Below are 25,375 nucleotides of genomic sequence, written 5' to 3'. Positions count from 1 at the left end.
ATAAATCACGGTACAATAGCGGCTATTGTACCCGACAGCTATGAAGATAACTATAAGGAAACAGCGATGTTTTGGTTTAAGAATATTTTAGTTTACCGTTTAACAAAAAAATTAGACTGGTCTACAGAAAACTTACAGCAGAGTTTAGCATTACAGCAATTTTTCCCTTGCGGCGCAGGTGATAGAACAAAATTAGGTTGGCAAGCACCTTTGATGGATAGTGAAATGTTCTATTTTGAAGTAAGTGGACAAATTCTATTGGTAGCACACAAAGAAGAGAAAATGTTGCCGAGTAATGTGGTTAAAGAAACACTGGAAAACCGAATTAAAGAGATTGAAGCGGCACAGCAACGTAAATTAAAAAAGACAGAGAAACAATCCTTAAAAGATGATGTGATTGCCACGTTATTACCGCGAGCATTTAGCCGTCATCAGCGTACCGCCTTGTGGGTTGATACACAAAACGATTTAATTTATGTTGATGCAGCCTCAAGCAAGAGAGCTGAAGATGTGTTGGCATTATTGCGTAAGTCGCTTGGCTCGTTACCTGTAGTACCATTATCGTTTGCTGAACCGTTATTTATGACAATGACGAACTGGTTATTGACCGATAGCCTGCCTGAATGGCTTTCTTGCTTGGAAGAGGCGGAATTTAAAGATTTGGATACAGGTTCAACGCTACGTTGTAAAAATCAAGACCTCTATGAACAAGATATTCAGGGACACCTTTCTGCCGGTAAGGTTGTAACTAAATTGGCATTGGAATGGGAAGATCATTTTAGTTTTATTTTTAATGAGGATACTTCCTTAAAACGAATAAAATTTGCTGATGTGGTTAAAGAGAAGAATGATGACATTTTAAAAGAGGATGTTGCCCAACGATTTGATGCTGATTTTGTCTTAATGACGGGTGAGTTATCACTGTTTATGCAAAAAATGCTGGAATTATTAGGTGAGAAAAAATTGGGAGAATAAGATTTCCTGAGAAAATAACAATGCGTCTGTTTTAAAATCACGCTATAATAGCACACTTTGTAATACCTCGTTTTGTGTGCGGCTAACAAAAATATTTTTGTTTAGTGGTGTTTTCATTTCTTAATTTTTAGGAAAATATTTTTGCTAGTCGCAAACGGGTCATTACAAATGTCATTAACTTAACATTATTTATAAGAGGATAAAATTGTGACTCCATTTGTGAAACAATTTAAATACGGGCAACATACCGTAACATTAGAAACGGGAGCGATGGCACGCCAAGCGACCGCAGCGGTAATGGCAAGTATGGATGATACTTGTGTATTTGTCACCGTTGTAGCAAAAAAAGATGTGAAAGAGGGACAAGATTTCTTTCCATTAACTGTTAATTATCAAGAACGTAGTTATGCTGCTGGTCGTATTCCGGGTGGTTTTTTTAAACGTGAAGGGCGTCCTTCAGAAGGTGAAACCTTAATTGCACGCTTAATTGATCGTCCGATTCGTCCATTATTTCCGGAAGGTTTTTTAAATGAAATTCAGATTATTGCGACTGTTATGTCTGTTAATCCTCAAATTAGTCCGGATTTAGTCGCAATGATTGGTGCATCTGCGGCACTTTCTTTATCTGGTGTGCCGTTTAATGGTCCAATTGGTGCGGCACGAGTCGGTTTTATTAATGATCAGTTCGTACTTAACCCAACAATATCAGAACAAAAACAGAGTCGTTTGGATTTAGTGGTTGCCGGTACGGATAAAGCAGTATTAATGGTTGAATCTGAAGCGGATATTCTTACCGAAGAACAGATGTTGGCAGCGGTGGTTTTCGGTCATCAACAACAACAGGTTGTGATTGAAGCGATCAAAGAGTTTACGGCAGAAGCTGGTAAACCTCGTTGGGATTGGCAGGCTCCAGCTAAAAATGAAGCTTTAATCAATCGTATTAAAGAACTCTCTGAAGCTCGTTTAGGTGAGGCTTATCGTATTACTGAAAAACAGGCACGTTATGAACAGATTGATGCGATCAAAGCCGATGTGTGTGCTACTGTGTTAGCTGAAAATAGCGAAGATGATAGCATTACCGAAGGTAAAATCATTGATATTATTCACGAATTAGAAAGTGGTGTTGTTCGCAGCCGTATTTTAGCAGGTGAGCCGCGTATTGATGGACGTACCGTTGATACTGTTCGCGCATTGGATATTTGTACTGGCGTTCTGCCTCGTACCCACGGCTCCGCTATTTTCACTCGTGGTGAAACGCAATCTTTAGCGGTGACTACATTAGGTACGGAACGTGATGCTCAAATTATTGATGAATTGACTGGTGAAAGAACCGATCATTTCTTGTTCCACTATAATTTCCCGCCATACTCTGTTGGTGAAACAGGTTTGATTGGCTCACCAAAACGCCGTGAAATAGGTCACGGACGCTTAGCCAAACGTGGCGTTGCTGCAGTAATGCCGACTTTAGAAGAGTTCCCTTATGTGGTGCGTGTGGTGTCTGAAATCACAGAATCAAACGGTTCTTCTTCAATGGCATCTGTTTGTGGTGCATCTTTGTCATTAATGGATGCCGGTGTGCCGATTAAAGCAGCGGTTGCCGGTATTGCAATGGGCTTAGTGAAAGAAGATGATAAATTTGTCGTGTTATCCGATATTCTTGGCGATGAAGATCACCTTGGTGATATGGACTTCAAAGTTGCAGGTACTCGTGCAGGGGTAACCGCATTGCAAATGGATATTAAAATTGAAGGGATCACGCCTGAAATTATGCAGATTGCGCTTAACCAAGCAAAAAGTGCAAGAATGCACATTCTTAATGTAATGGAACAAGCGATTCAAACACCGCGTGCTGATATTTCTGATTTCGCACCTCGTATTCATACAATGAAGATTGATCCGAAGAAAATTAAAGATGTTATCGGAAAAGGTGGCGCGGTGATCCGTAGTTTGACTGAAGAAACAGGCACTTCTATTGATATTGATGATGATGGTACCGTGAAAATTGCCGCAACCGATAACAATGCGGCGAAAGAGGTAATGTCTAGAATCGAAGAGATTGTCGCTGAAGTGGAAGTGAATAAAATCTACCAAGGCAAAGTGACTCGTATCGTTGATTTTGGTGCATTTGTTGCGGTGTTGGGCAACAAAGAAGGGTTGGTTCATATCTCACAAATTTCTGATGAGCGTGTAGAGAAAGTCAGTGATTATCTACAAGTTGGTCAGGAAGTGGTAGTTAAAGTGGTTGAAATTGATCGTCAAGGGCGTATTCGTTTGACAATGAAAGACCTTCAACCTAAAACAGTTAATGAGCCTGAAACGACAAATGAAAACAGCGCAATTGAAGATCATTCAATAGACGCGTAAGATATAAGCAATGACGAATAACACCGTGGTTTTGCCACGGTGTTTTTGCCGCAAGTGTTGGGCTTAGTGCTAGTTAAGGCAGTATTATGTGTCGATTGCAGAGAAGAGTTTGTTCATTTTTCTATTTTCCGTTTTTTTCATTATGCTTTTTGTTGATGGGGTGTTCTACTTCACCATTACGTGTTTTAGGAACGGATTCTCAATTAATATTTTCCGATACCAAACCGCAGGAACATATTGATCAGGAAGTAGTTATTGCTAAACTCAGTCAAGTGCTGCAATTAGAAAAAATGAATCGAGAAGATCGTGCTGCATTTTATTTTGAACGCGGTGTTTTATACGATAGTCTTGGTCTTTGGACATTGGCTAGATTTGATTTTTCTCAAGCGATTCAGCTCAAACCAACAATAGTGGATGCTTATAATTATTTAGGGATTTATGCCCTAGTTGAGGGGGATTACGATGCTGCGATTGATTATTTCAATGCCGTGCTGACATTTGATCCTCATTACAGTTATGCTTTCTTTAATCGTGGGTTAAGTTACTATTACTCTAACCGTTTTGCACGAGCGGAAGATGATTTAATTAAATTTTATCAAGAAGATACGACAAACCCTTATCGCGTACTTTGGTTATATTTCAATGAATTGAAACAGAACCCTGATTTGGCGTTTTCTCGTTTGAAACAGCGTGCAAATAAACTTTCCAATCAATATTGGGGAACGAATATTGTACAGTATTATTTAACGCAGATTTCTTTATCCGAATTACAACAACGGATGAAGCAGTATGCAGGCAAATCTTCCTCACAATATTCAGAAGTTTTAACGGAAACCTATTTTTACTTGGCAAAACAGCAATTAATGCAAAATCATCAACAGGATGCGATTACGCTATTTAAATTAGCAATGGTGAATCAAGTTTATAGCTTTGTAGAATATCGTTTTTCATTGTTAGAACTTTTGCGTTTAAGTGAAACTAAAGCCCCAGCACAAAGCAAGCCATAATATTATTAAAACAAAAATTTATACTTTGGTATTTACATGACAGAACAAATAATGACTTTTGCAGATTTAGGTCTGCCGGAAAACCTTTTATCTGCAATTTCAGACCTAGGTTTTATTAATCCTTCACCTATCCAGCAAGCGTGTATTCCGCATTTATTGAATGGTGAAGATGTGTTGGGCATGGCGCAAACCGGTAGTGGGAAAACAGCCGCGTTTGCATTGCCGTTATTAAGCAAAATCGATCTTGATAAAAAATATCCGCAACTTTTAGTGATGGCACCGACAAGAGAATTGGCTATCCAAGTGGCAGATGCGTGCGAACAATTTGCGAAAAATTTAAAAGGTATCAATATTGTTACCGTTTATGGCGGTCAACGTTATGATATTCAATTACGCGCATTAAAACAGGGTGCGCAAGTGGTTGTCGGCACACCGGGACGAATTTTGGATCATATTCGTCGCAAAACATTGGATTTAAGTGCCTTGAAAGCCATTGTGCTTGATGAAGCCGATGAAATGTTACGAATGGGCTTTATTGAAGACGTTGAAACCGTGATGGCGGAATTGCCGGAATCGCACCAGACAGCCCTATTTTCAGCAACAATGCCGGAACCGATTCGCCGGATCACACGCCGTTTTATGCGTGAACCGCAAGAGATCAAAATTCAATCTACACAACAGACCGCACCGGATATCACACAATCTTATTGGTTTGTGAATGGTTTCAAAAAAAGTGAAGCGTTAGTGCGTTTCCTTGAAGTGGAAGAGTTTGATGCTGCAATTGTTTTTACTCGCACTAAAACCGGCACCACCGAAGTGACAGATCTGCTTGAACGTAACGGTTTTCGTTGTGCGGCACTAAATGGTGATATGACACAACAGCTGCGTGAACAAACATTGGATAAATTAAGAAACGGTCGTTTGGATATTGTGGTGGCAACGGATGTGGCAGCACGTGGTATTGATATTGATCGCATCAGTTTAGTGGTGAATTATGATATTCCGCTTGATCCTGAATCTTATGTGCATCGTATTGGGCGTACCGGACGCGCCGGACGTGCCGGACGTGCGCTGTTGTTCGTTGAAGCGAGAGAGAAACGGTTGTTACGCAACATTGAGCGTTTGATGAAGAAAACGGTTGATGAGGTGCAGATCCCGAATCACGAGCAGTTACAACAAGTTAGACGTGATAAATTCCGTCAGCGGATTACAGCACAGTTGGAACATCACGATCTCGATCAATATCGCAGTCTATTGGAAGATATATTTGCGGCGGATCAATCACAGGAAGATATTGCCGCGGCAATGATGATGTTATTGCAAGGTAAACAGAAATTAATCCTGCCGCCAGATCCGGAAATTAAACCGGCACGTCGTGAGAACAGACGAGATCGTGCTGATCGGGAGCGTAGAGAAAATCCACGTTCGGCAGAGCGTCGTGGGGTAAGAAATGAATTGCCGATGGATCTTTATCGTATTGAAGTCGGTCGTGCCGATGGCGTAGAAGTTGGTCATATTGTCGGTGCGATTGCGAATGAGGGCAATATCAGCAGTCGTTATATCGGTCATATTAAATTGTATGATCATTATGCAACAGTGGAGTTACCGGTAGAAATGCCGAAACCTTTGTTGCAACATTTCCAACGTACTTATGTTGTTGGCAAACCAATGAAAATGTCTTTATTGGAAATGGCGAAAAATAGCGATGAAGGCAAACATTCGCCACGTAAAAAAGGGCGTGAGGGAGAATCTTTTACCAAGAGATCGCATTCCGGTAAAGAACGGAAATTTAAAGAAAATCGCAAAAAATTTGCGCGTCATTAATGAAGAATGGGCTTGTATTGCAAGCCCTATTTTTAGGCTGAGGAGCGAAAAATGTCCAGTTTAAATAATATCAACGGGTTGGCAGCCAAATTGAATAATTATTGCGTCATTGAGATCAATGGTGTAGACAGCCAAACTTTTTTACAGGGGCAATTAACTTGTGATGTCGTCAATATGAGCGCAAACAGCTCGACCTTAGCGGCGCATTGTGATCCGAAAGGTAAGGTGATCTCTTTATTCCGATTAATAAAATTTTCCGCAGAGCAATTTTGGTTTGTATTTGACAACAGTTTGTTGCCGCTGGCATTACAGCAGTTAAAAAAATATGCGGTTTTTTCTAAAGTTACTTTTGTTGAGAAAAATTTGCACATTGCCGCTTTTAGTGAAGATTGTCTGCCGAATGATTTAATCACTGATGTAGAAGTTACTACAACAGCAGATAAAACATTAGTACGTGTTAATGCAGAGAATGATTTTTACCTGTTATTCAGTGAGAGCGAGCAGGCACAGGCGGAACAGGCAGAACAGTGGAAATGGCTGAATATTGTTAATGGTGAGCCGTTATTTACCGCTACGGCACAAGGGGAATTTATTCCGCAAGCATTAAATTTACAACATTTGGAACAGGCAATTTCGTTCACTAAAGGTTGTTATATCGGTCAAGAAACCATTGCACGTGCTAAGTATCGTGGTGCAAATAAGTTGGCGATGTTTACCTTGGTGGCGGATGAGATTGAGGCGGTTGAAATCGGTTCCAGCGTGCAAATGGCGTTGGAAAACGGTTGGCGAAAAACAGGTACAATCATTAATTTCGCCCATTATCAACAGCAAACGTGGCTACAAGTGGTGTTGAATAAAGATTTGCCACTGGAAACGCCGTTCCGTTTAAAAGAAGATGGCGCGGTTTACCAGCTACTGGAAAATAGATTTGAAGAACAGTAAAAATTAAAGGCAGCTCAAATGAGCTGCCTTTTGCTTATTCGATATTTTGCACCTGCTCACGCATCTGTTCAATTAACACTTTCAACGTGACCGCAGCGTTGGTGATTTCGGTATTAATTGACTTGGATGCCAACGTGTTGGATTCTCGATTCAGCTCCTGCATCATAAAATCTAAACGGCGACCGACAACACCACCTTTGTTGATAATGTTGTTGGTTTCTTTGATGTGCATTTCCAAACGATCCAACTCTTCAGCAACGTCAATACGTTGTGCCAGCAAAATCATCTCCTGTTCCAAGCGGCTCGGTTCAAGCTGTAATTGCACCTCTTCAAAACGTTGTAATAAGCGTTCACGCTGCCATTGCAGCACTTCCGGCATTTTATTACGAACGAATGTCACTTCAGTGGCAATTGCTTGTAAACGAGTGCTAATCGCTTGCGCCAACTTTTCCCCTTCTCGTGCACGCATTGCAATAAAATCATCCAATAATGCATTGAAACTAGCAAGCAGCTCCTGACTAAGTTCATCGACATCAACGCCGGCATCTTCCACTACCCCCGGATAACGCAGAATATCAATCGGATTAATTTGACCATCATTTAATTCAGTTTTAATCCAATACAAAGCTTCCATTACTTGGCGAGCGAACGTTTGATTAAGGTTTAATCCGGATTTTGCCTGATTTAATTCAATGCGCAAACTGCATTCGATTTTACCGCGTGATAAGCGTTGTCTTAATGTTTCTCGCAGTGTATTTTCTAACGCTCTGAACTGCTCGGGTAAACGAAAAAAAGTTTCCAGATAACGTTGATTAACAGAACGAATTTCCCAAACTGCACAGCCCCATTCTGCTTGGATTTCGTGGCGTGCAAATGCTGTCATACTATAAATCATTCATTACTTCTCTTATGGTGAAACTATAAAATCATCTTAACCAAATGATCTGCTTTAATCCGCTCAAAACGGCGCAAGATTTTTTGTACCGGTGCCGGATAATCGCTTGGTTTATCCAATTGTTGATAGCTATTAAGAATGGTGGTGTAAGTGCGTATTTCCGCCAATTCGGTGCAGGTTTGAGCGGTCAGTTTGTGATCCAAATCTTGAATCAGTAAACCGTTTTCCGCATCCAAACGCCAAGCACGCGGATTTAAATTATTACCGGTAAGCAAAATGTAATTGTCATCAACCCAAACGCCTTTAAGGTGATAACTGTTTTTACCGTCTTTCCATAGGCGGATAGTCAGCTGCTTATTATCAATAAATTCGGCAAACTTCCGTGCAAATTGGCGTAAGTTTTTCTCATAAAGATAAGGCAATGCCCCTGCCATTTTGAACGGTTCAGATGGCGGAATGTAGAAATCATTCGCAGTTTTGTCACCCACGATGATTTCAATTTTTTTGCCTTCGTGCAGCAAAGTGTGGATGCGTTGTTGTAATGAACGCGGAAAGTTGAAATAAGGTGTGCAAATCGTTAATTTTTGCTGAGTTACTACAAATAAAGCTTCAATCACTTTATTCAACAGATTGTTTTTACCCAGTCCGAACAGTGGTGTAACGGTTAATCTGCCGTCTTCAAGATGTTGTTTGGTACGACAATGATATTTACCGGTTAAAATCAAATTTCTACGGAAAGAACGAATCGCAGGGCGTAACTCTTTGGTTGGTTTTCGCGCTTGATCAAGGCGATTTACCGCACAAATATCATTTAAATTTTGTTGGATAAATTCAACCAGACAGTCGGCTAATTGTGGATTGGTAATTTTTTGATAACGGTCGTAGCGATAACGATCCAGTTGATGCAAGTAGACATTGTTAATGCTTGCACCGCTATAAAGCACGGTATCGTCAAAGATAAAACCTTTAATGTGCAACACGCCGAAAATCTCGCGAGTGTTGATCGGCACACCATAAACAATGACATCATCAAAACCGTATTTCTGACGCATTGCCGCATACCAATCGGCATTGCTGCTTTGTTGATCTTCACCGATGCGTCCACGTTGCGCACGATGCCAATCGACAAAAATTTTAATATCTAACTGCGGGTGGTTCTGTTTTGCTTGATAAACGGCATCAAGAATCTCTTGCCCCGCCTCATCTTTTTCCCAATAAAGTGCGGTAATGTAAATGCGTTTTTTAGCCTGGCTGATAAGTTCCAGTATTTGCTGTTTAAATGCTTTGGAAGATAGGATAATTTCAACCTGTTGCGCTTCCAGTGTATACGCAGGCAAACGAGCTAATCTTCTTTTCGCACGATCTAATCTTGATAGTAACATAATATAATTATGGTTATGCGCTACCATTATGGCGTTGCGCTTTTCTATAAAATGCCTAAGTTTACAATTATTTGTTAAGACTTCTCAACTGTTTCAGTTATAATGGGCGAAATTTTCCTATTATCCAACCTGAAAATAATCCAATGAATAAAAAACCAGTTTTTCAAGAAAATAAATTCCGTTTTTCTGAAAACAATCGCCGTCAGGATCGCACCGAACGTGATCAGAAAGGCAAATCACGTTTTTCAGATAAACCACGTTTCGGCGATAAAAAACAGGATCGTTTCAATGATGACAAACGATCAGGTTTTTTGAATCAAAATAAATTCCGTCAACCACGCGAACCACGTTCTATTTGGGGAGATAAACAGCAGATTACCGCACATAAAGCAGGTACGCTTGGCGAGGGGAGTGTAACGGTAACCATTAAATCCAATGCACCACAACAAAAAATGAAAAAGAAAGGGGCATTATCACCGCGAGCCCCAGAAAATATCCGCCAAAATCGTGCCGAAGAGGTGAAAGTTTATGGCGAAGCGGCGTGTTTTGCTTTATTTGAACATCGTCCGCAAGATATTGTGCGTTTATGGGTCACGCAGGAATTAACGAAAAAAGCCGGTGAAATGATGAGCTATTTAGCAGAAAATAAAAAGGCTTATCACGTGGTGAAAGGGGACGAATTACAGCTTGTCAGTGGTACAGAACATCATGGTGGCATCTGTTTATTAGTGAAAAAACGTCCACCATTAATGCTAAAAAGTTATTTAGAAACGCCTAGAAAACGAGATTGTCTTGTCGTGTTGGATGGCATCGGCAATGCAGCGAATATTGGTGGAGTATTGAAAACACTCGCATTTTATGGTGTGAAAAATGTAGTAACGGATAAGATTGATGCAGTACAAAGCTCGGCAGCGATGCGTGTTGCTGAAGGTGGTATTGAATATTTGCGTTTATTTGAAGTTGCCCATTCGGCATTAGCGTTAGATCTGTTAAAGCAGGAAGGTTATCAACTGATACGTGCCAGTTTATCCAAACAGGCAATAGCACTAAACAAATTGGAGTTACAGGACAAAGTGGCAATTGTGTTGTCGGAAAATACGATTAAAGATCTCGATCCTGATGTGACTAATGTGGCGTTATCGATAACTAATCCACTTTCAACTGGGCTAAATGTGGCAGTTACTGCAGGTGTTTTGTTGTCTAAATGGTATTTCTAGATTATTGATAAAATACCAAGTGAGTTTTTGTTATAAAATCCGCACCTACATAGTTAATATCAAGAATAATTTTTAAGGTGCGGATTCGTTTTTCTTTTTAGTCAAACTCCAACTCAACTTGCTCTTCGCCGATAAAAGCGGTTAAATCGGAAATGAGATCATCGTGTGGTGTAATACGCCATTCGATACCTAAAGTGAGCATTGCACGACCTTTCGGACTGTCATAATAGATATGAACCGGGATTGTGCCTTGTGCATAAGGGGTTAGGATCTGTTTAAAGCGTTCGATAAAGTCGTTATTTAACTGCTTTTGTTTAATCGCAATCGCTAAACTTTTTACTACACGTTGACGAATCTCTTCTAGTGTATTGAGTTCTCTGGCTATCATTCGGATACCGCCGGTGAAATCGTCAGGAATAACTGATCCGCTAACGATAACAATATGATCTTTTTGGATTTTTTCTTCAAATTGCTCTAAAGCATCAGAGAATAGAGTAATATCCATTCTTGCCGAGCGATCATCTAGAGTTAGAATTCCTAAACGATTACCTCGTTTAGTAACCAGTGATCGGAAATTAACTACTAACCCTGATACGGTGCAGCTTTCGCCACGACGAGTGACACTCACTTCTGATAAACGATTGCCATAGTGTGATAACTCTTTCACATAACGGCTGATTGGATGGCTACTTAAATATAATCCCAATGTTTCTTGTTCACCATCTAACACCATTTTTTCTGTCCATTTAGGGGCATTGGCGTAAGCTTGTTCTACTTGGTTCGGTGAACTTGCCAATACACCGAACATATCTGTTTGTCCTAATGCTTCATCTTTGGCGTGCTGATCGGAGGCTTTGAGGGCATCTTCTAAATTTAGTGCAATTGCAGCACGGTGTGGCCCAAGTTTATCTAATGCGCCAGCTTTAATCAGATTATCAAAGGTGCGCCGATTAATTTTGCGTAAGTCCACTCTAGCACATAGATCAAACAGATCACGAAATAGTCCACCCGATGTTCTAGCTTCAATAATATTTTCAACGGGAGCTTCTCCCACACCTTTAATTGCGCCTAAGCCATAAACGATTTCTCCCTTTTCATTCACACTGAAACCGTATTTTCCGGTATTAATATCGGGGGGAACAACTTTTAAACCCATTCGCAAACTTTCATCGTAGAAATTGACGATCTTTTCCACTTTATACATTTCTGATGTCATTACTGCCGCCATAAATTCAGCAGGAAAGTGAGCTTTTAGCCAAAGTGTCTGGTAGGAAACCAGTGCATATGCGGCAGAATGTGATTTGTTGAAACCGTAACCGGCGAATTTTTCCACCAAATCGAAAATTTTCATTGCTAATTCACCGTCAACACCGTTTTTAATTGCTCCCTCTTTGAAAACAGAACGTTGTTTTGCCATCTCTTCCGGTTTCTTTTTTCCCATTGCTCGGCGTAATAAATCCGCACCACCTAAGGTATAACCAGCAAGCACCTGTGCAATTTGCATTACCTGTTCTTGGTATAAAATAATGCCGTAAGTTGGTTCTAAAATTGGTTTAAGGGATTCGTGCTGATATTCAGCATCTGGATAGGAGATTTCTTCTTCCCCGTGTTTACGGCGAATAAAGTTATCCACCATTCCGGATTGTAATGGTCCCGGACGAAATAGTGCCACTAATGCGATAATATCTTCAAAACAGTCAGGTTTTAAACGACGGATTAAATCTTTCATTCCGCGCGATTCCAGTTGGAATACCGCAGTTGTTTGCGCATCTAGTAGCAATTTAAAGGATTTTTCATCATCCAATGGAATATGGTGAATATTGATTTCCGGTTTACCCTCACGGCGCATACGTTCATTAATCATATCAACCGCCCATTGGATAATAGTGAGCGTGCGTAAGCCTAAAAAGTCGAATTTGACCAAGCCGGCATATTCAACATCACTTTTATCAAAATGAGTAACAGGATGTTTACCTTCGGAATCACAGTAAATTGGCGAAAAGTCGGTAATTTTGCTTGGTGATATAACCACACCACCGGCGTGTTTCCCTGCATTTCGGGTAACTCCCTCTAATTTACGCCCCATATCGATCAGTGCTTTAACCTCTTCATCGCTGTTGTAAACCTCGACTAATTTAGGTTCGGCATCAAATGCTTTTTGTAAAGTCATACCGGGATCAGGGGGAATCAGTTTTGCAATGCGATCAACAAAACCATATGGATGACCAAGCACTCGTCCAACATCTCGAATTACTGCTTTTGCTGCCATAGTACCGAAAGTGATAATTTGCGATACAGCATCCCGTCCATACATTTGTGCCACGTGTTCAATTACGCGGTCGCGACCATCCATACAGAAATCGACATCAAAATCCGGCATTGAAACACGTTCTGGATTTAAGAAACGTTCAAAAAGCAGATCAAATTGCAGCGGATCAAGATCGGTAATTCTAAGGGAATAAGCCACTAAAGAACCGGCACCGGAACCTCGTCCCGGTCCAACCGGAATATTGTTATCTTTTGACCACTGGATAAATTCCATCACGATTAGGAAGTAACCGGGGAATCCCATTTGGTTGATTACTTTTAGTTCCGTTTCCAAGCGTTCATCATATTTTGCACGTTTTTGTTGTCGTTCCTGTTCATCAGGGAAAAGAACAGCTAAACGTTGCTCTAAACCGGTTTTTGCCTGTTGAATTAGGTATTCCTCAGTGCTTAATTTTCCGGTCGGGAATTGAGGTAGAAAATATTGACCTAAGCGAATGGTAACATTGCAACGTTGTGCAATGTAAACACTGTTTTCGAGCGCCTGTGGGAGATCGGCAAATAATTCGCACATCTCCTGTTCACTACGGAAATATTGTTGTGGACTATATTTTTTCGGGCGGTTAGGATCATCTAGCGTATAGCCATCGTGAATAGCGACACGGATTTCGTGAGCTTCAAAATCATCCTCCGTAAGAAACATTACATCATTAGTCGCAACTAGTGGAATTTGGTGTTGCTCCGCTAAGTCGACCGCCTGTTGCAGATAATGTTCTTCATCATTACGACCAGTGCGGCTGATAGAAAGATAAAAATGATCTGAAAAATGACGTTGATAAAAAGCTAGGCAGTTCTCCGCAGAATTTTGATTTCCTCTCACGAGAAACTTACCAACATCACCGTCTTTGCCACCGGAAAGGATAATAACACCTTCAGCGTGTTCAATCAGCCATTCTTTGTCTATCATTGGATACTCACGATAACCGCGCTGATAAGCACGGGAAAGCAATAAAGTGATATTTTGATAGCCGACATTGTTTTTGGCGAGCAGTGTTAGAGAGAACGGTTCATCCGGAAGCTCTTCGCTATTGACTAAAACATCCGCACCAACAATTGGTTTAATGCCTTTACCTAAGGTTGCACCATAAAATTTCACTAAACCACAGAAGTTAGTAAAATCGGTTAATGCCATTGCCACCATTTGTTGCTTTGCACATTCATCAACCAATGTTTTTATTTTGGTTAGCCCATCAATCATTGAGAAATCGCTATGAATGCGCAAATGAACAAATTTCGGTGATGACATAATTTTTCCTAAAGATGATTCTACATTAGAAAGGTGCGAATTCACGCACCTTTCTGCATAAATTAATGAGAAATATTATAGATTAAAAAAGAGCTTTTCACGTTTCCATTTATCAACGGTAAAGGTTTTGATGGTTAATGCGTGAATAGCATTGCTGGCAAGATGCTCCATTAATGGTGCGTAAATCATTTGTTGTTGTTTAACACGTGATAAATCAGCAAACTTATCGCTAACTGCAATCACATCATAATGGGCATTTTCACCACGCACATAAACTTCATCTAAATTAAGTGTTTGTTTTAATAATTGTTCAATTTCTTTTGGATCCATAAATGTTCTCTAATTATTGATTAAATTAAATATTGGTGTAACCATTGATCTAATGAAAATAACGCTGCCAGATTTTTGCATTGTTCCGGTAGATTAATTAATCGCACTTTTTCAGCCGGATTCAATAGCAATAATTCAGTCAGTAAAGCAAAACCGGCGGAATCAATATGGATGATTTGTTGTAAATCCCAGGTTATCTGTTGACAGCTTTGCAAATTAGCATTCTCTTTCAAGCTGAACTGCTGACGTTGTCGCCATAGTTGTGGCACAGTTTCACGATTTAATATGCCGTTTAAGGTAACAATAGCCTGTTGTTCAACCTGCTCCAGTTGCCAGATTAAATTATCATCGCTCATCCAAAATCCCTTAATGGCTGAAATTTTATTTTTTATCTAAAGTTATCGGCATACTTGCTGATTTTGCGATCTGAGCAGTGAGTGCTTCAATACCCTGTTTGCGTAGTACACTACTCCACTCATTTTTCTTAGTTTCAACCATACTCACGCCTTCAACCGCCATATCGTAAGCTTGCCATTGATTAATTTTACTGTTTTTACGCCATTTGAAATCCAATTTAATTGGAGCAGCACCGTTATTTTGTTCAACGGTAACACGAATATTGACAATATTTTTACCGTCAACAGGTTTTTCAGGTTCTATGGTAACTTTTTGTCCATTATAAAAAGTTAAAACTTGAGCATAAGCTTGTTCTATGTAGTTGCCAAAAGTCGTGAAAAATTGCTCACGTTGTTCCGATGTTGTAGTTTTAAAGCTTGAATTGCCTAAAACTAATGAACCGGCATATTTAACGTGAATATAAGGCATTAAATCTTGTTTGACAATAGTACGTAAATAGTTTGGATTTTGCTTAATTTTGTTCTGATTTTGTGTAATATCAGCAAAGAGTTTATCAGATGCTTGATGCATTAGTTGATAAGGATTTTGTTCGGCATTGGCAAGACAACTGACCAACATTAAAGTGGTGGTGATTAATGACCAAGCCATTTTTTTGAGATAGCGTTGTAACATATTTGTTCTCCTTTAAGATAATTTATTCTTTATTTGTTTCGCTTGATTCTGTGGCGGAATCATTGGATTTTTTATCACCATAGATAAATTGCCCGATTAAATCTTCCAGCACCATTGCTGATTTGGTATCAACAATTTTGCTACCGTCTTTCAACATCGGGGTTTCTCCATCATCAAAACCGATATTTAAAGCAATATATTGTTCACCCAATAAACCGGCGGTTTTGATCGATAATGAACTGTTATCCGGAATTTGATTATATTGTCGCTCAATCACTAGCGTTACTTTTGGTAAATAGGTGGTTGGATCCAATTCAATTTTATTGACGCGACCGACAACTACACCACCAATTTTCACCGGCGCTCTTACTTTCAGACCGCCTATATTATCAAAAGTTGCCTCTACACGGTATGTTTGTGATTCACTAAAATTTTGAATATTGGCCACTTTCAAACCTAGGAAAACTAAGGCGGCAATGCCTAATAATAAAAAAAGCCCAACCCAAAATTCATATTTCATTGTGTTTTTCATAAATTGTCCTTTTTGATTAACTTCCGCCGAACATTAATGCAGTTAAAATAAAATCTAATGCCAATACCACTAATGAAGACTGTACTACAGTTTTGGTCGTAGCTTGGCTGATACCTTCTGAAGTTGGTAAAGCATTGTAGCCGTTAAATAATGCGATCCAAACTACGCTGAGTGCAAAACATAAACTTTTAATGATGCCATTACCGATGTCTTTGCCCCAAACAACAGCGCTTTGCATTACCGACCAGAAACTACCGCTGTCAACACCTTTCCAGTCAACGCCGACTAAAGAGCCACCCCATATGCCCACAGCAGTAAAGATTAAGGCAAGTAATGGCATTGCAATCATTCCCGCCCAAAAACGAGGAGCAATAACACGCCTTAAAGGATTGACTGCCATCATTTCTAGTCCGGAAAGTTGTTCTGTTGCTTTCATTAAACCGATTTCCGCCGTCAATGCAGAGCCGGCTCGACCAGCGAAAAGCAATGCTGTTACCACTGGCCCAAGTTCACGTAACAGTGATAAGGCAACGAGTTGCCCTAAGCTGGTTTCAGCAGAAAAATCGACCAAAATAACATAACCCTGTAAACCAAGTACCATCCCGATAAAAAGGCCGGAAAGCACAATAATCAGCAAGGATTGTACGCCTAACACATATAACTGTTTGACAACTAAAGGAAAATTTTTTCTAAACTGAGGGACACCGATTAATGCACCATAAAGCATTAAGGCAGATTTCCCCAACGTGCGCAACCAATGAACGCCACGTTTTCCCATCCACTCAATAATTGTGATTTTCACTGAAATAATTCCTCTTCATAGTTTTGTGCCGGATAGTGGAATTTCACTGGACCATCTGCTTGTCCAGATAAAAATTGAACCACACGTGGATCTTGGCTCTGCCGTAGTTGTTGAGGCATACCTTCCGCAATAATTTTTTGTTCCGCCACGATATAAGCATAATCGGCGATACTTAAAACTTCTGTGACATCGTGCGAAATAACAATAGAAGTTAGATTCAAGGTTTGATTTAATTTTTTGATTAAATCAACAATCACCCCCATACTGATTGGATCCTGCCCGGTGAAAGGTTCATCATACATAATTAAATCTGGATCTAACGCAATTGCACGAGCTAGTGCGGCACGACGAGCCATTCCGCCCGATAACTCATTCGGCATCAAATTTGCTGCGCCGCGCAAACCGACAGTTTCTAATTTCATTAACACCATTTTGCGAATAATGCTTTCCGGCAGTTTGGTATGTTCACGAATAGGAAAAGCTACATTTTCAAAGGTGGTCATATCAGTAAATAATGCACTTGATTGGAATAACATTCCCATCCGTTCCCGAACTTTATAAAGTGCTTTGTCGGATAAATTACAAATATCTTGTCCGTCGAACAGAATTTGACCTTGCTCCGGAATTAATTGACCGCCGATGAGTTTCAATAAAGTCGTTTTACCAATTCCGGAAGGCCCCATAATAGCGGTGATTTTGCCCTGCTCGATTTTTAGGTTTAGACCGTTATAAATCGTTCTTTCACCGCGTTTGAAAATGAGATCTTTCACTTCGATAAGAATATCTTGCATTTATTTTGTGCCTTATGTTCTTGATCGTAAAGTTGCTATTTTAACAGAAGAAAGTGTTTTGTTGAAAAATAACTCATTAATAACGATTTTATGCTATTATTTTGCGGCTAAAAATTTTACTGAAAAAGGTATTTTGTTTATGTCCATTCGTTGGAATATTTTACTTGCGGTGATCGTATTTGCTTTATTGGCGTGGCTTTATTCGCTACAGCATAATAATGTGCCAACCCTAGTGAAAGATGATTCCGCACCAGAATATATCGCCAAACAGATGACAACAACAGTATTCGGTCCGACAGGATCAATCCAATATCAGGCACAATCAAGTAATGTCGATTATTTTAATAATGATAAGACCGTATTCAGTCAGCCGATTCTGTATGTTTATGATGAAAATCAGATAAAAACTTGGCGTTTACAGGCGGATACCGCCACATTGACGGATAAGGATAAATTGACTTTGCGGGGCAATGTGAAATTGCAAAGTTTAGTTGAAACTTCAAAGTTGCAGACGATTGATGCAGAGCGGGCGTTTGTCAATTTAACGACACAGGATATAACATCTGATACAATGGTGACCTTGACCGGGCTGAATTTTACCAGTCAAGGAAAAGCATTGGATGGCAATTTGAGAAAAGAATCCGCAACATTAAAAGAACAGGTTAAAACATATTATGAAATCCAAAAAAATTAATTTTGCTTTTGCGTTACTCGCTTTATTTGTCAGCTATTCGGCAAATGCGTTGACCGGTGATTCCGAACAGCCGATTAACATCGAGTCGGATAATCAATCGTTAGATTTAACCAATAATGTTGTGACTTTCAATACCAATGTGGTGATTACGCAAGGCAGTGTCAAAATTAATGCCGATAAAGTGGTGATTACACGCCCGAACGAGAAAGAGAAAGCCGATAATAAAAAAGAGACGGTGGATGCTTACGGTAAACCGGTGAAATTCCAACAGAAATTGGATAACGGCAAAATGGTTTACGGCAATGCAGACAAAGTCCATTATGATTTAGGCAAAGAGTTTTTAACGCTTATCGATAATGCGCAGTTGAAGCAGGAAGACAGCCGTATTAATGGCGATATCATCACTTATGATGTGAAAAAACAACAGTTGAAAGCGAATGGTAACGGTAATTCTCGTGTGAAAACCATTTTGATTCCAAACCAATTAAAATCAAATTAGAGCATATTTATGTCAGTTTTATCTGCTGAACAGTTAAGTAAAAGTTATAAAGGTCGTCCGGTGGTTAATGGTGTCAGTTTAACGATTAATTCCGGTGAAATTGTTGGATTGCTTGGGCCGAACGGTGCCGGTAAAACAACAACTTTTTATATGGTGGTGGGGTTGATTAGTCACGATCAAGGTAAGATCACTATTGATAATCAGGATATTAGTCGCCTGCCGATGCATCAGCGTGCCAAACAAGGGATCGGGTATTTGCCACAAGAAGCTTCGATTTTTCGTCGTTTATCCGTGTATGATAATTTGATGGCAGTGCTGGAAATTCGTAAGGATTTAAGTAAAGAACAGCGAGTCGAGGAATTGGAACGTTTGTTGGAAGAGTTTCATATTACCCATATTAAAGACAGTATTGGGCAATCGTTATCCGGTGGTGAACGTCGTCGAGTTGAGATTGCACGTGCATTAGCGGCAAATCCAAAATTTATTTTGTTGGATGAACCTTTTGCTGGTGTTGACCCTATTTCTGTATTGGATATTAAAAATATTATCAAAGGGTTGCGTGATCGTGGTTTGGGTGTGTTGATTACTGATCATAATGTGCGTGAAACATTGGATGTTTGTGAGCGTGCTTATATTGTGAGTGCAGGAACAATGATAGCGGATGGTACTCCGCAACAAGTGTTGGCGGATGAGCACGTGAAACATGTTTATCTCGGTGAACATTTTAAACTGTAACAAGTATTTGAAATATGAAAATCACTGATTTTTTACAACCGCAAAATATTCGTACTGGCTTGCTTTGTTCAAGTAAAAAACGGGCGTTTGAGTTAATTTGCAATTTAGTTTCACCACAAACAGAAGAGAATGAAATCACCTGTTTTGAAGCATTGTTTAATCGAGAAAAAATGGGTAATACCGGCATCAATAACGGAATTGCTATTCCACACGCAAAGTTAGCAGTTGGTGATAAACCGGTGGCGGTCTTTTTGCAGTTGGATACACCAATAAAATACGAATCAGCCGATCATCGAGATGTTGATTTAATCTTCGCTATTCTGATTCCGGAAACCTGTTGTTCAAGCTGTTCGGCATTATTGCCTTATTTAGCGGAATGTTTTTCAGATAAGAATCTGTGTAAGCAATTACGTTTGGCAAAAAATCCTGAAGAAGTATGGTCTATTTTTGTTGCTTTTGATCATTCGGAACATCAGGATAATCAGGCGGAATAGGTGGAAGAAACCAAGGAAAGTGAGCAAACTAGATAAATAGCTTTTCGTTGAGTGTGGGGGATCGATTTATGGAACTTGTGATTATTAGCGGTCGTTCTGGGGCAGGAAAATCCGTTGCATTAAAAGCTCTTGAGGATATTGGTTATTATTGTATCGATAATTTGCCGTTGTTTCTTCTTCCTCAATTAATTGAAAAGTTAGGTAGTGGGCAACAGACAGTTGCGATTAGTGTTGATATTCGTAATATTCCGCTTGATTCACAAAAACTAGAATCAATTTTGGAACAACTGCCTCATTCTTGTAATACGAAAATTATCTATCTTGATGCGGATCGTAACAGTTTAATTCGTCGTTATAGTGATACTCGTCGTTTACATCCGTTGTCTAAAGAAAATCTATCGCTAGAAGGTTCGATTGATTTGGAAAAAGAGCGACTTGAACCATTGTTCCAACACGCTAATTTTATTATTGATACTACCAACCTTTCCACTCACCAGTTGGCGGAAAAATTACGGGAATTTGTACGTGGTAATGCCGACAAAGAGTTACAAATTATTATTAAATCTTTTGGTTTTAAATATGGCATTCCACAGGATGCGGATTATATTTTTGATGTTCGATTTTTACCGAATCCGCATTGGGAACCGAAATTGCGCCCTTTAACTGGTTTGGATCAACCGATAATCAATTTTCTACGTCAATATGATGTGGTACGTGAATTTATTTATTCTACCTGTAATTATATTGAAACTTGGTTGCCTTTATTAGAACAGAATAACCGTAGTTATTTGACGATTTGTATTGGTTGTACTGGTGGTAAACATCGTTCTGTTTATATTGCACAACAATTAGCAGAATACTTTAAAGCGAAAGGAAAAAATATTAAAATTCAACACAACTCCTTGATTCGTCAAGAACATAAAAACAATACGAATTAACTCCTCAAATTTGCGAATGTGTAGCTCAGCTGGATAGAGCAATCCCCTCCTAAGGGATAGGTCGGCGGTTCGAACCCGCCCACGTTCGCCATTTTTATTAGTTTATCCAATTAAATCAAATAATTATGCCTAATGAAGATCAGAAATTTATGCAATATGCACTAGCGTTGGCTGATAAAGCAGCAATGATGGGAGAAATTCCTGTCGGAGCAGTGTTAGTGGATGATCAAGGAAATATTGTGGCGGAAGGATGGAATCAATCGATTACTTTATCCGACCCGACCGCCCACGCCGAGATTATTGCTTTACGCCAAGCAGGGCAGAAATTGCAGAATTATCGTCTATTGAATTTAACACTTTATGTAACGCTAGAGCCTTGCCCAATGTGTGCTGGAGCTATTTTACATAGCCGTATTAAACGCTTAGTGTTTGGTGCAAGCGACTATAAAACCGGTGCCATCGGTTCGCGTTTCCATCTATTTGAAGATTATAGAATGAATCATATTGTAGAAATTACTGCTGGAGTGTTGGAACAGGAGTGTAGTGCTAAAATTAGCCAATTTTTTCAAAAAAGACGGGCTGAACAGAAACAGATGAAACAAACTAAAGCCTATTTCATATAATAAATTATTATTAATATCCTTACTACTCATATGTGAATTATGATTTATAATATACAGCCTGAAATTTTAACTTTTCGTATGTGGGTTTGTTTATGTGTCAATTATTGGGAATGAATTGTAATACTCCGACCGATATCGTGTTCTCTTTTGAAGGATTCCGCCGTCGTGCCGGTATTACCGATTGCCATTCGGATGGCTTTGGAATTGCGTTTTTTGAAGGGAAAGGTGTGCGAGTTTTCCGTGATGATAAACCTTGCAGCTCTTCACCGATTGCTGATTGCGTGAAGCAGTATCATATCAAGTCACTTAATGTAATTGCACATATTCGTAAGGCGACACAGGGCAATGTAAATCTAGAGAATACGCATCCGTTTATGCGTGAAATTTGGGGTGAAAATTGGGTGTTTGCTCATAATGGTAATTTAACTACTTTGCCTGACTTATCAGATTGCCGCGCACAACCTATAGGTACTACCGATTCCGAAGCGGCGTTTTGCTATATGACTGAGTTTTTAAAACGCCGTTATTTACGTAAACCGAGTGAAGATGAAATTTTTGATGCTGTTTACGAAGTTAGTCAAGAGTTATCAAAGCTTGGTACATTTAATTTTATTTTATCCAATGGGCAGTTTATGATGGCGCATTGTTCAACATTTTTGCATTACCTAACACGTAAAGCACCGTTCGGTAAGGCATTCCGTGTTGATGATGACGGCTTTATTGATTTTAATGATTATGCTAAACCGGGAGATAAAGTCACAATAATCTCAACCCAACCACTTACAAAAAATGAACATTGGACCAAAATGAAACACGGCGGTTTTGTGATGTTCAAGGATGGAGAAAAAGTGAGAGAAATTGTTGGTGTCGAACAAGAAGTCAAGGATGATGGTACGCTTGGTAATATGAAAATTGCCTAAGCGTTGAATTTGTTCCCAACGAAATGTGAAAAGATGGCGTTATATACGCCATCTTTTTTATGCGGGAAAATATTAATAAGGATCTAACCCTAATACTTTGCGACCGTTTGTACTAGCGATGTCGACCATCTGTTCTAAATGAGGGAAGCGGCAACCGGCAGTTAAAAGGCTGAGTTCCTGCCACATATCGCCTTCGCATAACGGCACCATATAGTCACATATATTATCAGTACCAATTGCGACCGTGATTCCTTCAGGAATCATCTCGTCCGCTGGTGTTAATGCATTATGGAATGGCATTAAATCTTCTTTACGGTTGCTGTCAATCCACGCCATTGGGCAAGCGATAATCATCATTTTAGCCTGACGCATCTTTTCATACAGTTTATAACGATATTCACGAGAGTGAGCTCCGATAGAAATGCCGTGAATCGCCACAACACGCCCTTCCATTCCGTGTTCAATAGATTTATCACATAACTGTTCGGTTTCTTTCTCTTCTGGTGTGTTAAATTGGTCAACGTGTACGTGCAACATTTTTCCCAATGATTTAGCTTTATCCATCAAAATGTCCATTGCTTCTAAACCTTTGCCGTATTCCAATTCGTCTCGGTAAGGTAAGCCGCCGATAATATCAACCATTTCAGAACCTAGATCGAACCAATGTTTTGCTACCGGATCGATCACACCTTTCAGTGTTTGATTAGCGAATTTTAATTCAATGTCATTTTTATAGACTTCTCTTGCTTTGTGCGCTGCAATAATGGCGCGATCTTCACAGATAGGATCAATATCAACAAATGTACCGAAAGCGGTAACACCTTGTGAAATCATTAATTCAATTGCTTGACTGAAACGAGCGTAATAATCTTCAATGCTAGAATTGCGTTTCACTTCATCCACCAAATCCCATTTTTGTTGTAGGTTGCTGTTGTGATAAATGTGCATTTTTTCTGGGGTCATTGTGAATGCGCGGTCTGCGTGAGCATGAGAATTTACCCAACCGCCTTTTTTAATAATCTCATCACGCACATAGGCTTTAAAAGTACGAATATGGTTCATTGTGTTTGCTCCAGTGTTGATTAGTCGAAATTAGTGAAGCCCAAATTGCAAGCAAAAAAAAATCCTCAATAAATGAGGATTTTAAAAATAAGCAACAAACAACAATGGACTTAATTTTACCACTTGTTGGTAAGTTGAGTTTGCCTCGTTGTTTGGTTGATAAACTTGCATTTTGGGTTCCAGTCTATAAGCACTGGGGCGGCAGTATAAAGAGTATTCATTGAAAACTCAACTACTTTTAATTAATTATTTTTATGACAGAATTCCTTGTAAGAAAATTGCAAATATTATCAAAGGAATAACAATACCTAATAGTAATCGTAATAGCGTTGTCCAAATAGTATTTGTGGAGCAAATTTGCGATTTGATTTTATCCCAACGCCACCAAGCGACAAATAGTGTTAATAGAATTTCACCCAACGGCATCAATAGATTTTGTGTGGATTTATCCAATGCATCAAAAATATTGTAATTGAAGATTTTATATTCGCTCCAAGAACCTAAAGAGAGGGAAGCGCCAATACCAAGTAAGAAAAAGAGTACGAAAGATATTACACCAGCTTTAAGTCGGTGAAACTTAAATTCATCAATAAGAAAGCTGACTAAAACTTCAAGTAAAGAGATAGAAGAAGTTAATGCGGCTACTAATAACAAAGCAAAGAATAGTACAGCCAACAGATGTCCGAATGGCATACTAGCGAATACTGCCGGCATTGTGATAAAAGTTAAACCTGGGCCGGCACCTGGTTCAAAACCAAAAGCAAAAACTGCGGGCAGTACCATTAAACCGGAAAGAACGCAGGTCAATAATGTAAGCAGAATAACCCAAACGGATGAACTGACCAATTTTGCTTCTGGTCCAACATAAGAGCCGTAGGTAATCATAATACCGATTCCCAAAGACAAAGAGAAAAATGCTAAGCCAAGTGCTTCCAACCAAGTTCTACCATCAATTTTGCTGAAATCGGGTAGTAGGAAGAACTTAATGCCCTCTATTGCGCCAGGTAGTGAAACGGCACGACCGATTAATACCAACATTAAAATCAATAAGATTGGCATTAAATATTTTGAGATACGCTCAATTCCTTTTTCCACACCGGACACGACAGTAAATAATGTGAGGAAACCGAAAATAAAGTGGTAAATAAGTGGTTGCAAAGGATCTGTAATAAAAGAGGAAAATAGATTTCCGTTAATAACCGGATCGGTTGAACCTGCAATGTTACCAGTTACTGCTTTTACTAAATAAGCAACTGTCCAACCGCCGACAACACTATAGAAAGAGAGGATAAAAAAGGCAACCAATACTCCCATAATACCGATGATAGACCATTTATTATTGCCTAATTTTCGGAATGCACCTATCGGACCTAAGTGTGTGGCACGACCGATAGCCATTTCGGTAGCCATTAGAATTAACCCTAAAGTCAGACAGATAAAGAGATAAATTAATAAAAATGCACCTCCGCCTTGTGTGGCGGTAACATAAGGGAATTTCCACACCGCACCTAAGCCGATAGCGGAACCGGCAGATGCCAAAATAAAGCCAAGACGTGACCCCCATTGTGAACGAGCCATAAAATAATCCTCAAATGAAATAAAAGTTTGTATAAAAAGTAATGTCAATAAGTTGAACTGGAATAAGATTTAAACGGTTTATCAAAAAATCACGCTCCAACCTTGCGGCGGAGCGAGAATAGCGATAAAGTCCGTTATTATTGACAATTTTCGGCACATTATACCTGATCA

At 39.5% G+C, this 25,375-nt stretch carries 24 protein-coding genes and 1 tRNA gene; 14 read left to right on the top strand and 11 right to left on the bottom strand.

Annotated features, from left to right (window positions below; all coding sequences use genetic code 11):
• Positions 1-66: 66 nt before the first annotated feature.
• The 5 genes from rdgC (at position 67) to QV04_RS02740 (ending at position 7,112) form a co-directional block, all read left to right on the top strand.
• Positions 67-975, top strand: a complete 909-nt coding sequence (gene rdgC / locus QV04_RS02760; RefSeq protein WP_039172210.1) for a recombination-associated protein RdgC — start codon at positions 67-69, stop codon at positions 973-975.
• A gap of 207 nt (positions 976-1,182) precedes the next feature.
• Entirely contained in the window at positions 1,183-3,339 is a 2,157-nt protein-coding gene (gene pnp / locus QV04_RS02755; RefSeq protein ID WP_039172207.1) for a polyribonucleotide nucleotidyltransferase, read from the top strand.
• An 86-nt stretch (positions 3,340-3,425) separates the two neighbouring features.
• A complete protein-coding gene (gene nlpI / locus QV04_RS02750; protein WP_065231080.1) occupies positions 3,426-4,346 on the top strand; it encodes a lipoprotein NlpI in 921 nt (306 codons plus the stop codon).
• 36 nt (positions 4,347-4,382) lie between these two features.
• Positions 4,383-6,170 (top strand): DEAD/DEAH box helicase, encoded by a 1,788-nt coding sequence (locus QV04_RS02745; protein ID WP_039083671.1) that lies wholly within the window; start codon positions 4,383-4,385, stop codon positions 6,168-6,170.
• Between the two features lie 51 nt (positions 6,171-6,221).
• Complete coding sequence (locus QV04_RS02740; RefSeq protein WP_065233142.1) at positions 6,222-7,112, top strand: YgfZ/GcvT domain-containing protein; 891 nt, start codon at positions 6,222-6,224, stop codon at positions 7,110-7,112.
• Positions 7,113-7,146: 34 nt separating this feature from the next.
• On the opposite strand, the gene QV04_RS02735 is transcribed toward QV04_RS02740, so the two are convergent.
• Together QV04_RS02735 and pssA are read right to left on the bottom strand one after the other, a co-directional pair.
• A complete protein-coding gene (locus QV04_RS02735; protein ID WP_065233141.1) occupies positions 7,147-8,007 on the bottom strand; it encodes a YicC/YloC family endoribonuclease in 861 nt (286 codons plus the stop codon).
• Between the two features lie 23 nt (positions 8,008-8,030).
• Positions 8,031-9,389, bottom strand: a complete 1,359-nt coding sequence (gene pssA, locus QV04_RS02730) for a CDP-diacylglycerol--serine O-phosphatidyltransferase (protein ID WP_065233147.1) — start codon at positions 9,387-9,389, stop codon at positions 8,031-8,033.
• Between the two features lie 143 nt (positions 9,390-9,532).
• Between pssA and QV04_RS02725 the strand changes: the two genes are divergently transcribed.
• A complete protein-coding gene (locus QV04_RS02725; protein ID WP_039172194.1) occupies positions 9,533-10,606 on the top strand; it encodes a TrmH family RNA methyltransferase in 1,074 nt (357 codons plus the stop codon).
• Between the two features lie 97 nt (positions 10,607-10,703).
• Here QV04_RS02725 and dnaE read toward each other — a convergent pair whose 3' ends face one another.
• The 7 genes from dnaE to QV04_RS02690 form a co-directional block, all read right to left on the bottom strand.
• Positions 10,704-14,177 carry a DNA polymerase III subunit alpha gene (gene dnaE, locus QV04_RS02720; RefSeq protein WP_039172190.1) on the bottom strand — a complete coding sequence of 1,158 codons (3,474 nt, stop codon included), beginning with the start codon at positions 14,175-14,177 and terminating at the stop codon, positions 10,704-10,706.
• Between the two features lie 75 nt (positions 14,178-14,252).
• On the bottom strand, positions 14,253-14,507 hold the full coding sequence (locus tag QV04_RS02715; protein WP_039135023.1) for a BolA family protein: 255 nt from the start codon (positions 14,505-14,507) through the stop codon (positions 14,253-14,255).
• A 20-nt stretch (positions 14,508-14,527) separates the two neighbouring features.
• The gene (locus tag QV04_RS02710; protein ID WP_039172187.1) at positions 14,528-14,863 is read right to left on the bottom strand and encodes an STAS domain-containing protein; all 336 of its coding nucleotides are present in this window, start codon (positions 14,861-14,863) and stop codon (positions 14,528-14,530) included.
• 25 nt (positions 14,864-14,888) lie between these two features.
• The gene (gene mlaC, locus QV04_RS02705; protein ID WP_231924164.1) at positions 14,889-15,512 is read right to left on the bottom strand and encodes a phospholipid-binding protein MlaC; all 624 of its coding nucleotides are present in this window, start codon (positions 15,510-15,512) and stop codon (positions 14,889-14,891) included.
• A 46-nt stretch (positions 15,513-15,558) separates the two neighbouring features.
• Positions 15,559-16,068: an outer membrane lipid asymmetry maintenance protein MlaD gene (mlaD, locus tag QV04_RS02700; RefSeq protein WP_039172185.1), complete on the bottom strand. Its 510-nt coding sequence runs from the start codon at positions 16,066-16,068 to the stop codon at positions 15,559-15,561.
• 16 nt (positions 16,069-16,084) lie between these two features.
• Positions 16,085-16,846 carry a lipid asymmetry maintenance ABC transporter permease subunit MlaE gene (gene mlaE / locus QV04_RS02695; RefSeq protein WP_039172248.1) on the bottom strand — a complete coding sequence of 254 codons (762 nt, stop codon included), beginning with the start codon at positions 16,844-16,846 and terminating at the stop codon, positions 16,085-16,087.
• A gap of 20 nt (positions 16,847-16,866) precedes the next feature.
• Positions 16,867-17,661, bottom strand: a complete 795-nt coding sequence (locus tag QV04_RS02690) for an ATP-binding cassette domain-containing protein (protein ID WP_065233140.1) — start codon at positions 17,659-17,661, stop codon at positions 16,867-16,869.
• A gap of 139 nt (positions 17,662-17,800) precedes the next feature.
• On the opposite strand from QV04_RS02690, the gene lptC reads away from it, so the two are divergent.
• The 8 genes from lptC (at position 17,801) to QV04_RS02650 (ending at position 22,564) form a co-directional block, all read left to right on the top strand.
• Positions 17,801-18,355: an LPS export ABC transporter periplasmic protein LptC gene (lptC, locus tag QV04_RS02685; protein ID WP_039135092.1), complete on the top strand. Its 555-nt coding sequence runs from the start codon at positions 17,801-17,803 to the stop codon at positions 18,353-18,355.
• Positions 18,336-18,854, top strand: a complete 519-nt coding sequence (lptA, locus tag QV04_RS02680; RefSeq protein ID WP_013746237.1) for a lipopolysaccharide transport periplasmic protein LptA — start codon at positions 18,336-18,338, stop codon at positions 18,852-18,854. The genes lptC and lptA overlap by 20 nt, the downstream gene beginning before the upstream one ends.
• Positions 18,855-18,863: 9 nt before the next feature.
• Positions 18,864-19,589 (top strand): LPS export ABC transporter ATP-binding protein, encoded by a 726-nt coding sequence (gene lptB, locus QV04_RS02675; protein ID WP_065231082.1) that lies wholly within the window; start codon positions 18,864-18,866, stop codon positions 19,587-19,589.
• A gap of 14 nt (positions 19,590-19,603) precedes the next feature.
• On the top strand, positions 19,604-20,083 hold the full coding sequence (gene ptsN, locus QV04_RS02670; protein WP_065231083.1) for a PTS IIA-like nitrogen regulatory protein PtsN: 480 nt from the start codon (positions 19,604-19,606) through the stop codon (positions 20,081-20,083).
• 68 nt (positions 20,084-20,151) lie between these two features.
• The gene (gene rapZ, locus QV04_RS02665; protein WP_065231084.1) at positions 20,152-21,021 is read left to right on the top strand and encodes an RNase adapter RapZ; all 870 of its coding nucleotides are present in this window, start codon (positions 20,152-20,154) and stop codon (positions 21,019-21,021) included.
• Between the two features lie 14 nt (positions 21,022-21,035).
• A tRNA-Arg gene (locus tag QV04_RS02660) sits at positions 21,036-21,112 on the top strand.
• 34 nt (positions 21,113-21,146) lie between these two features.
• Positions 21,147-21,644: a tRNA adenosine(34) deaminase TadA gene (gene tadA / locus QV04_RS02655; RefSeq protein ID WP_065231085.1), complete on the top strand. Its 498-nt coding sequence runs from the start codon at positions 21,147-21,149 to the stop codon at positions 21,642-21,644.
• 92 nt (positions 21,645-21,736) lie between these two features.
• A complete protein-coding gene (locus QV04_RS02650) occupies positions 21,737-22,564 on the top strand; it encodes a class II glutamine amidotransferase (protein ID WP_039089084.1) in 828 nt (275 codons plus the stop codon).
• Positions 22,565-22,636: 72 nt separating this feature from the next.
• Here QV04_RS02650 and QV04_RS02645 read toward each other — a convergent pair whose 3' ends face one another.
• Together QV04_RS02645 and QV04_RS02640 are read right to left on the bottom strand one after the other, a co-directional pair.
• On the bottom strand, positions 22,637-23,626 hold the full coding sequence (locus tag QV04_RS02645; RefSeq protein ID WP_039163355.1) for an amidohydrolase family protein: 990 nt from the start codon (positions 23,624-23,626) through the stop codon (positions 22,637-22,639).
• Between the two features lie 252 nt (positions 23,627-23,878).
• Entirely contained in the window at positions 23,879-25,204 is a 1,326-nt protein-coding gene (locus QV04_RS02640; RefSeq protein ID WP_039172167.1) for a sodium-dependent transporter, read from the bottom strand.
• Between the last annotated feature and the right edge of the window lie 171 nt (positions 25,205-25,375).

Origin of the sequence: Gallibacterium genomosp. 1 (assembly GCF_001678575.1) — a bacterium.
GTDB lineage: Bacteria > Pseudomonadota > Gammaproteobacteria > Enterobacterales > Pasteurellaceae > Gallibacterium.
Note: the sequence above shows the minus strand (reverse complement) of the source record. Positions and strands in the feature narration are given on the sequence as shown.

Coding starts and splice junctions, on each gene's coding strand:
- QV04_RS02650 (WP_039089084.1), top strand. CDS start 21,737: ATGTGTCAATTATTGGGAATGAATTGTAATACTCCGACCGATATCGTG.
- mlaC (WP_231924164.1), bottom strand. CDS start 15,512: ATGGCTTGGTCATTAATCACCACCACTTTAATGTTGGTCAGTTGTCTT.
- ptsN (WP_065231083.1), top strand. CDS start 19,604: ATGAAAATCACTGATTTTTTACAACCGCAAAATATTCGTACTGGCTTG.
- lptC (WP_039135092.1), top strand. CDS start 17,801: ATGTCCATTCGTTGGAATATTTTACTTGCGGTGATCGTATTTGCTTTA.
- rapZ (WP_065231084.1), top strand. CDS start 20,152: ATGGAACTTGTGATTATTAGCGGTCGTTCTGGGGCAGGAAAATCCGTT.
- lptA (WP_013746237.1), top strand. CDS start 18,336: ATGAAATCCAAAAAAATTAATTTTGCTTTTGCGTTACTCGCTTTATTT.
- rdgC (WP_039172210.1), top strand. CDS start 67: ATGTTTTGGTTTAAGAATATTTTAGTTTACCGTTTAACAAAAAAATTA.
- QV04_RS02645 (WP_039163355.1), bottom strand. CDS start 23,626: ATGAACCATATTCGTACTTTTAAAGCCTATGTGCGTGATGAGATTATT.
- mlaE (WP_039172248.1), bottom strand. CDS start 16,846: ATGGGAAAACGTGGCGTTCATTGGTTGCGCACGTTGGGGAAATCTGCC.
- QV04_RS02725 (WP_039172194.1), top strand. CDS start 9,533: ATGAATAAAAAACCAGTTTTTCAAGAAAATAAATTCCGTTTTTCTGAA.
- QV04_RS02710 (WP_039172187.1), bottom strand. CDS start 14,863: ATGAGCGATGATAATTTAATCTGGCAACTGGAGCAGGTTGAACAACAG.
- QV04_RS02740 (WP_065233142.1), top strand. CDS start 6,222: ATGTCCAGTTTAAATAATATCAACGGGTTGGCAGCCAAATTGAATAAT.
- tadA (WP_065231085.1), top strand. CDS start 21,147: ATGCCTAATGAAGATCAGAAATTTATGCAATATGCACTAGCGTTGGCT.
- QV04_RS02745 (WP_039083671.1), top strand. CDS start 4,383: ATGACAGAACAAATAATGACTTTTGCAGATTTAGGTCTGCCGGAAAAC.
- QV04_RS02640 (WP_039172167.1), bottom strand. CDS start 25,204: ATGGCTCGTTCACAATGGGGGTCACGTCTTGGCTTTATTTTGGCATCT.
- QV04_RS02690 (WP_065233140.1), bottom strand. CDS start 17,661: ATGCAAGATATTCTTATCGAAGTGAAAGATCTCATTTTCAAACGCGGT.
- nlpI (WP_065231080.1), top strand. CDS start 3,426: ATGTGTCGATTGCAGAGAAGAGTTTGTTCATTTTTCTATTTTCCGTTT.
- pssA (WP_065233147.1), bottom strand. CDS start 9,389: ATGTTACTATCAAGATTAGATCGTGCGAAAAGAAGATTAGCTCGTTTG.
- lptB (WP_065231082.1), top strand. CDS start 18,864: ATGTCAGTTTTATCTGCTGAACAGTTAAGTAAAAGTTATAAAGGTCGT.
- QV04_RS02715 (WP_039135023.1), bottom strand. CDS start 14,507: ATGGATCCAAAAGAAATTGAACAATTATTAAAACAAACACTTAATTTA.
- QV04_RS02735 (WP_065233141.1), bottom strand. CDS start 8,007: ATGATTTATAGTATGACAGCATTTGCACGCCACGAAATCCAAGCAGAA.
- mlaD (WP_039172185.1), bottom strand. CDS start 16,068: ATGAAAAACACAATGAAATATGAATTTTGGGTTGGGCTTTTTTTATTA.
- dnaE (WP_039172190.1), bottom strand. CDS start 14,177: ATGTCATCACCGAAATTTGTTCATTTGCGCATTCATAGCGATTTCTCA.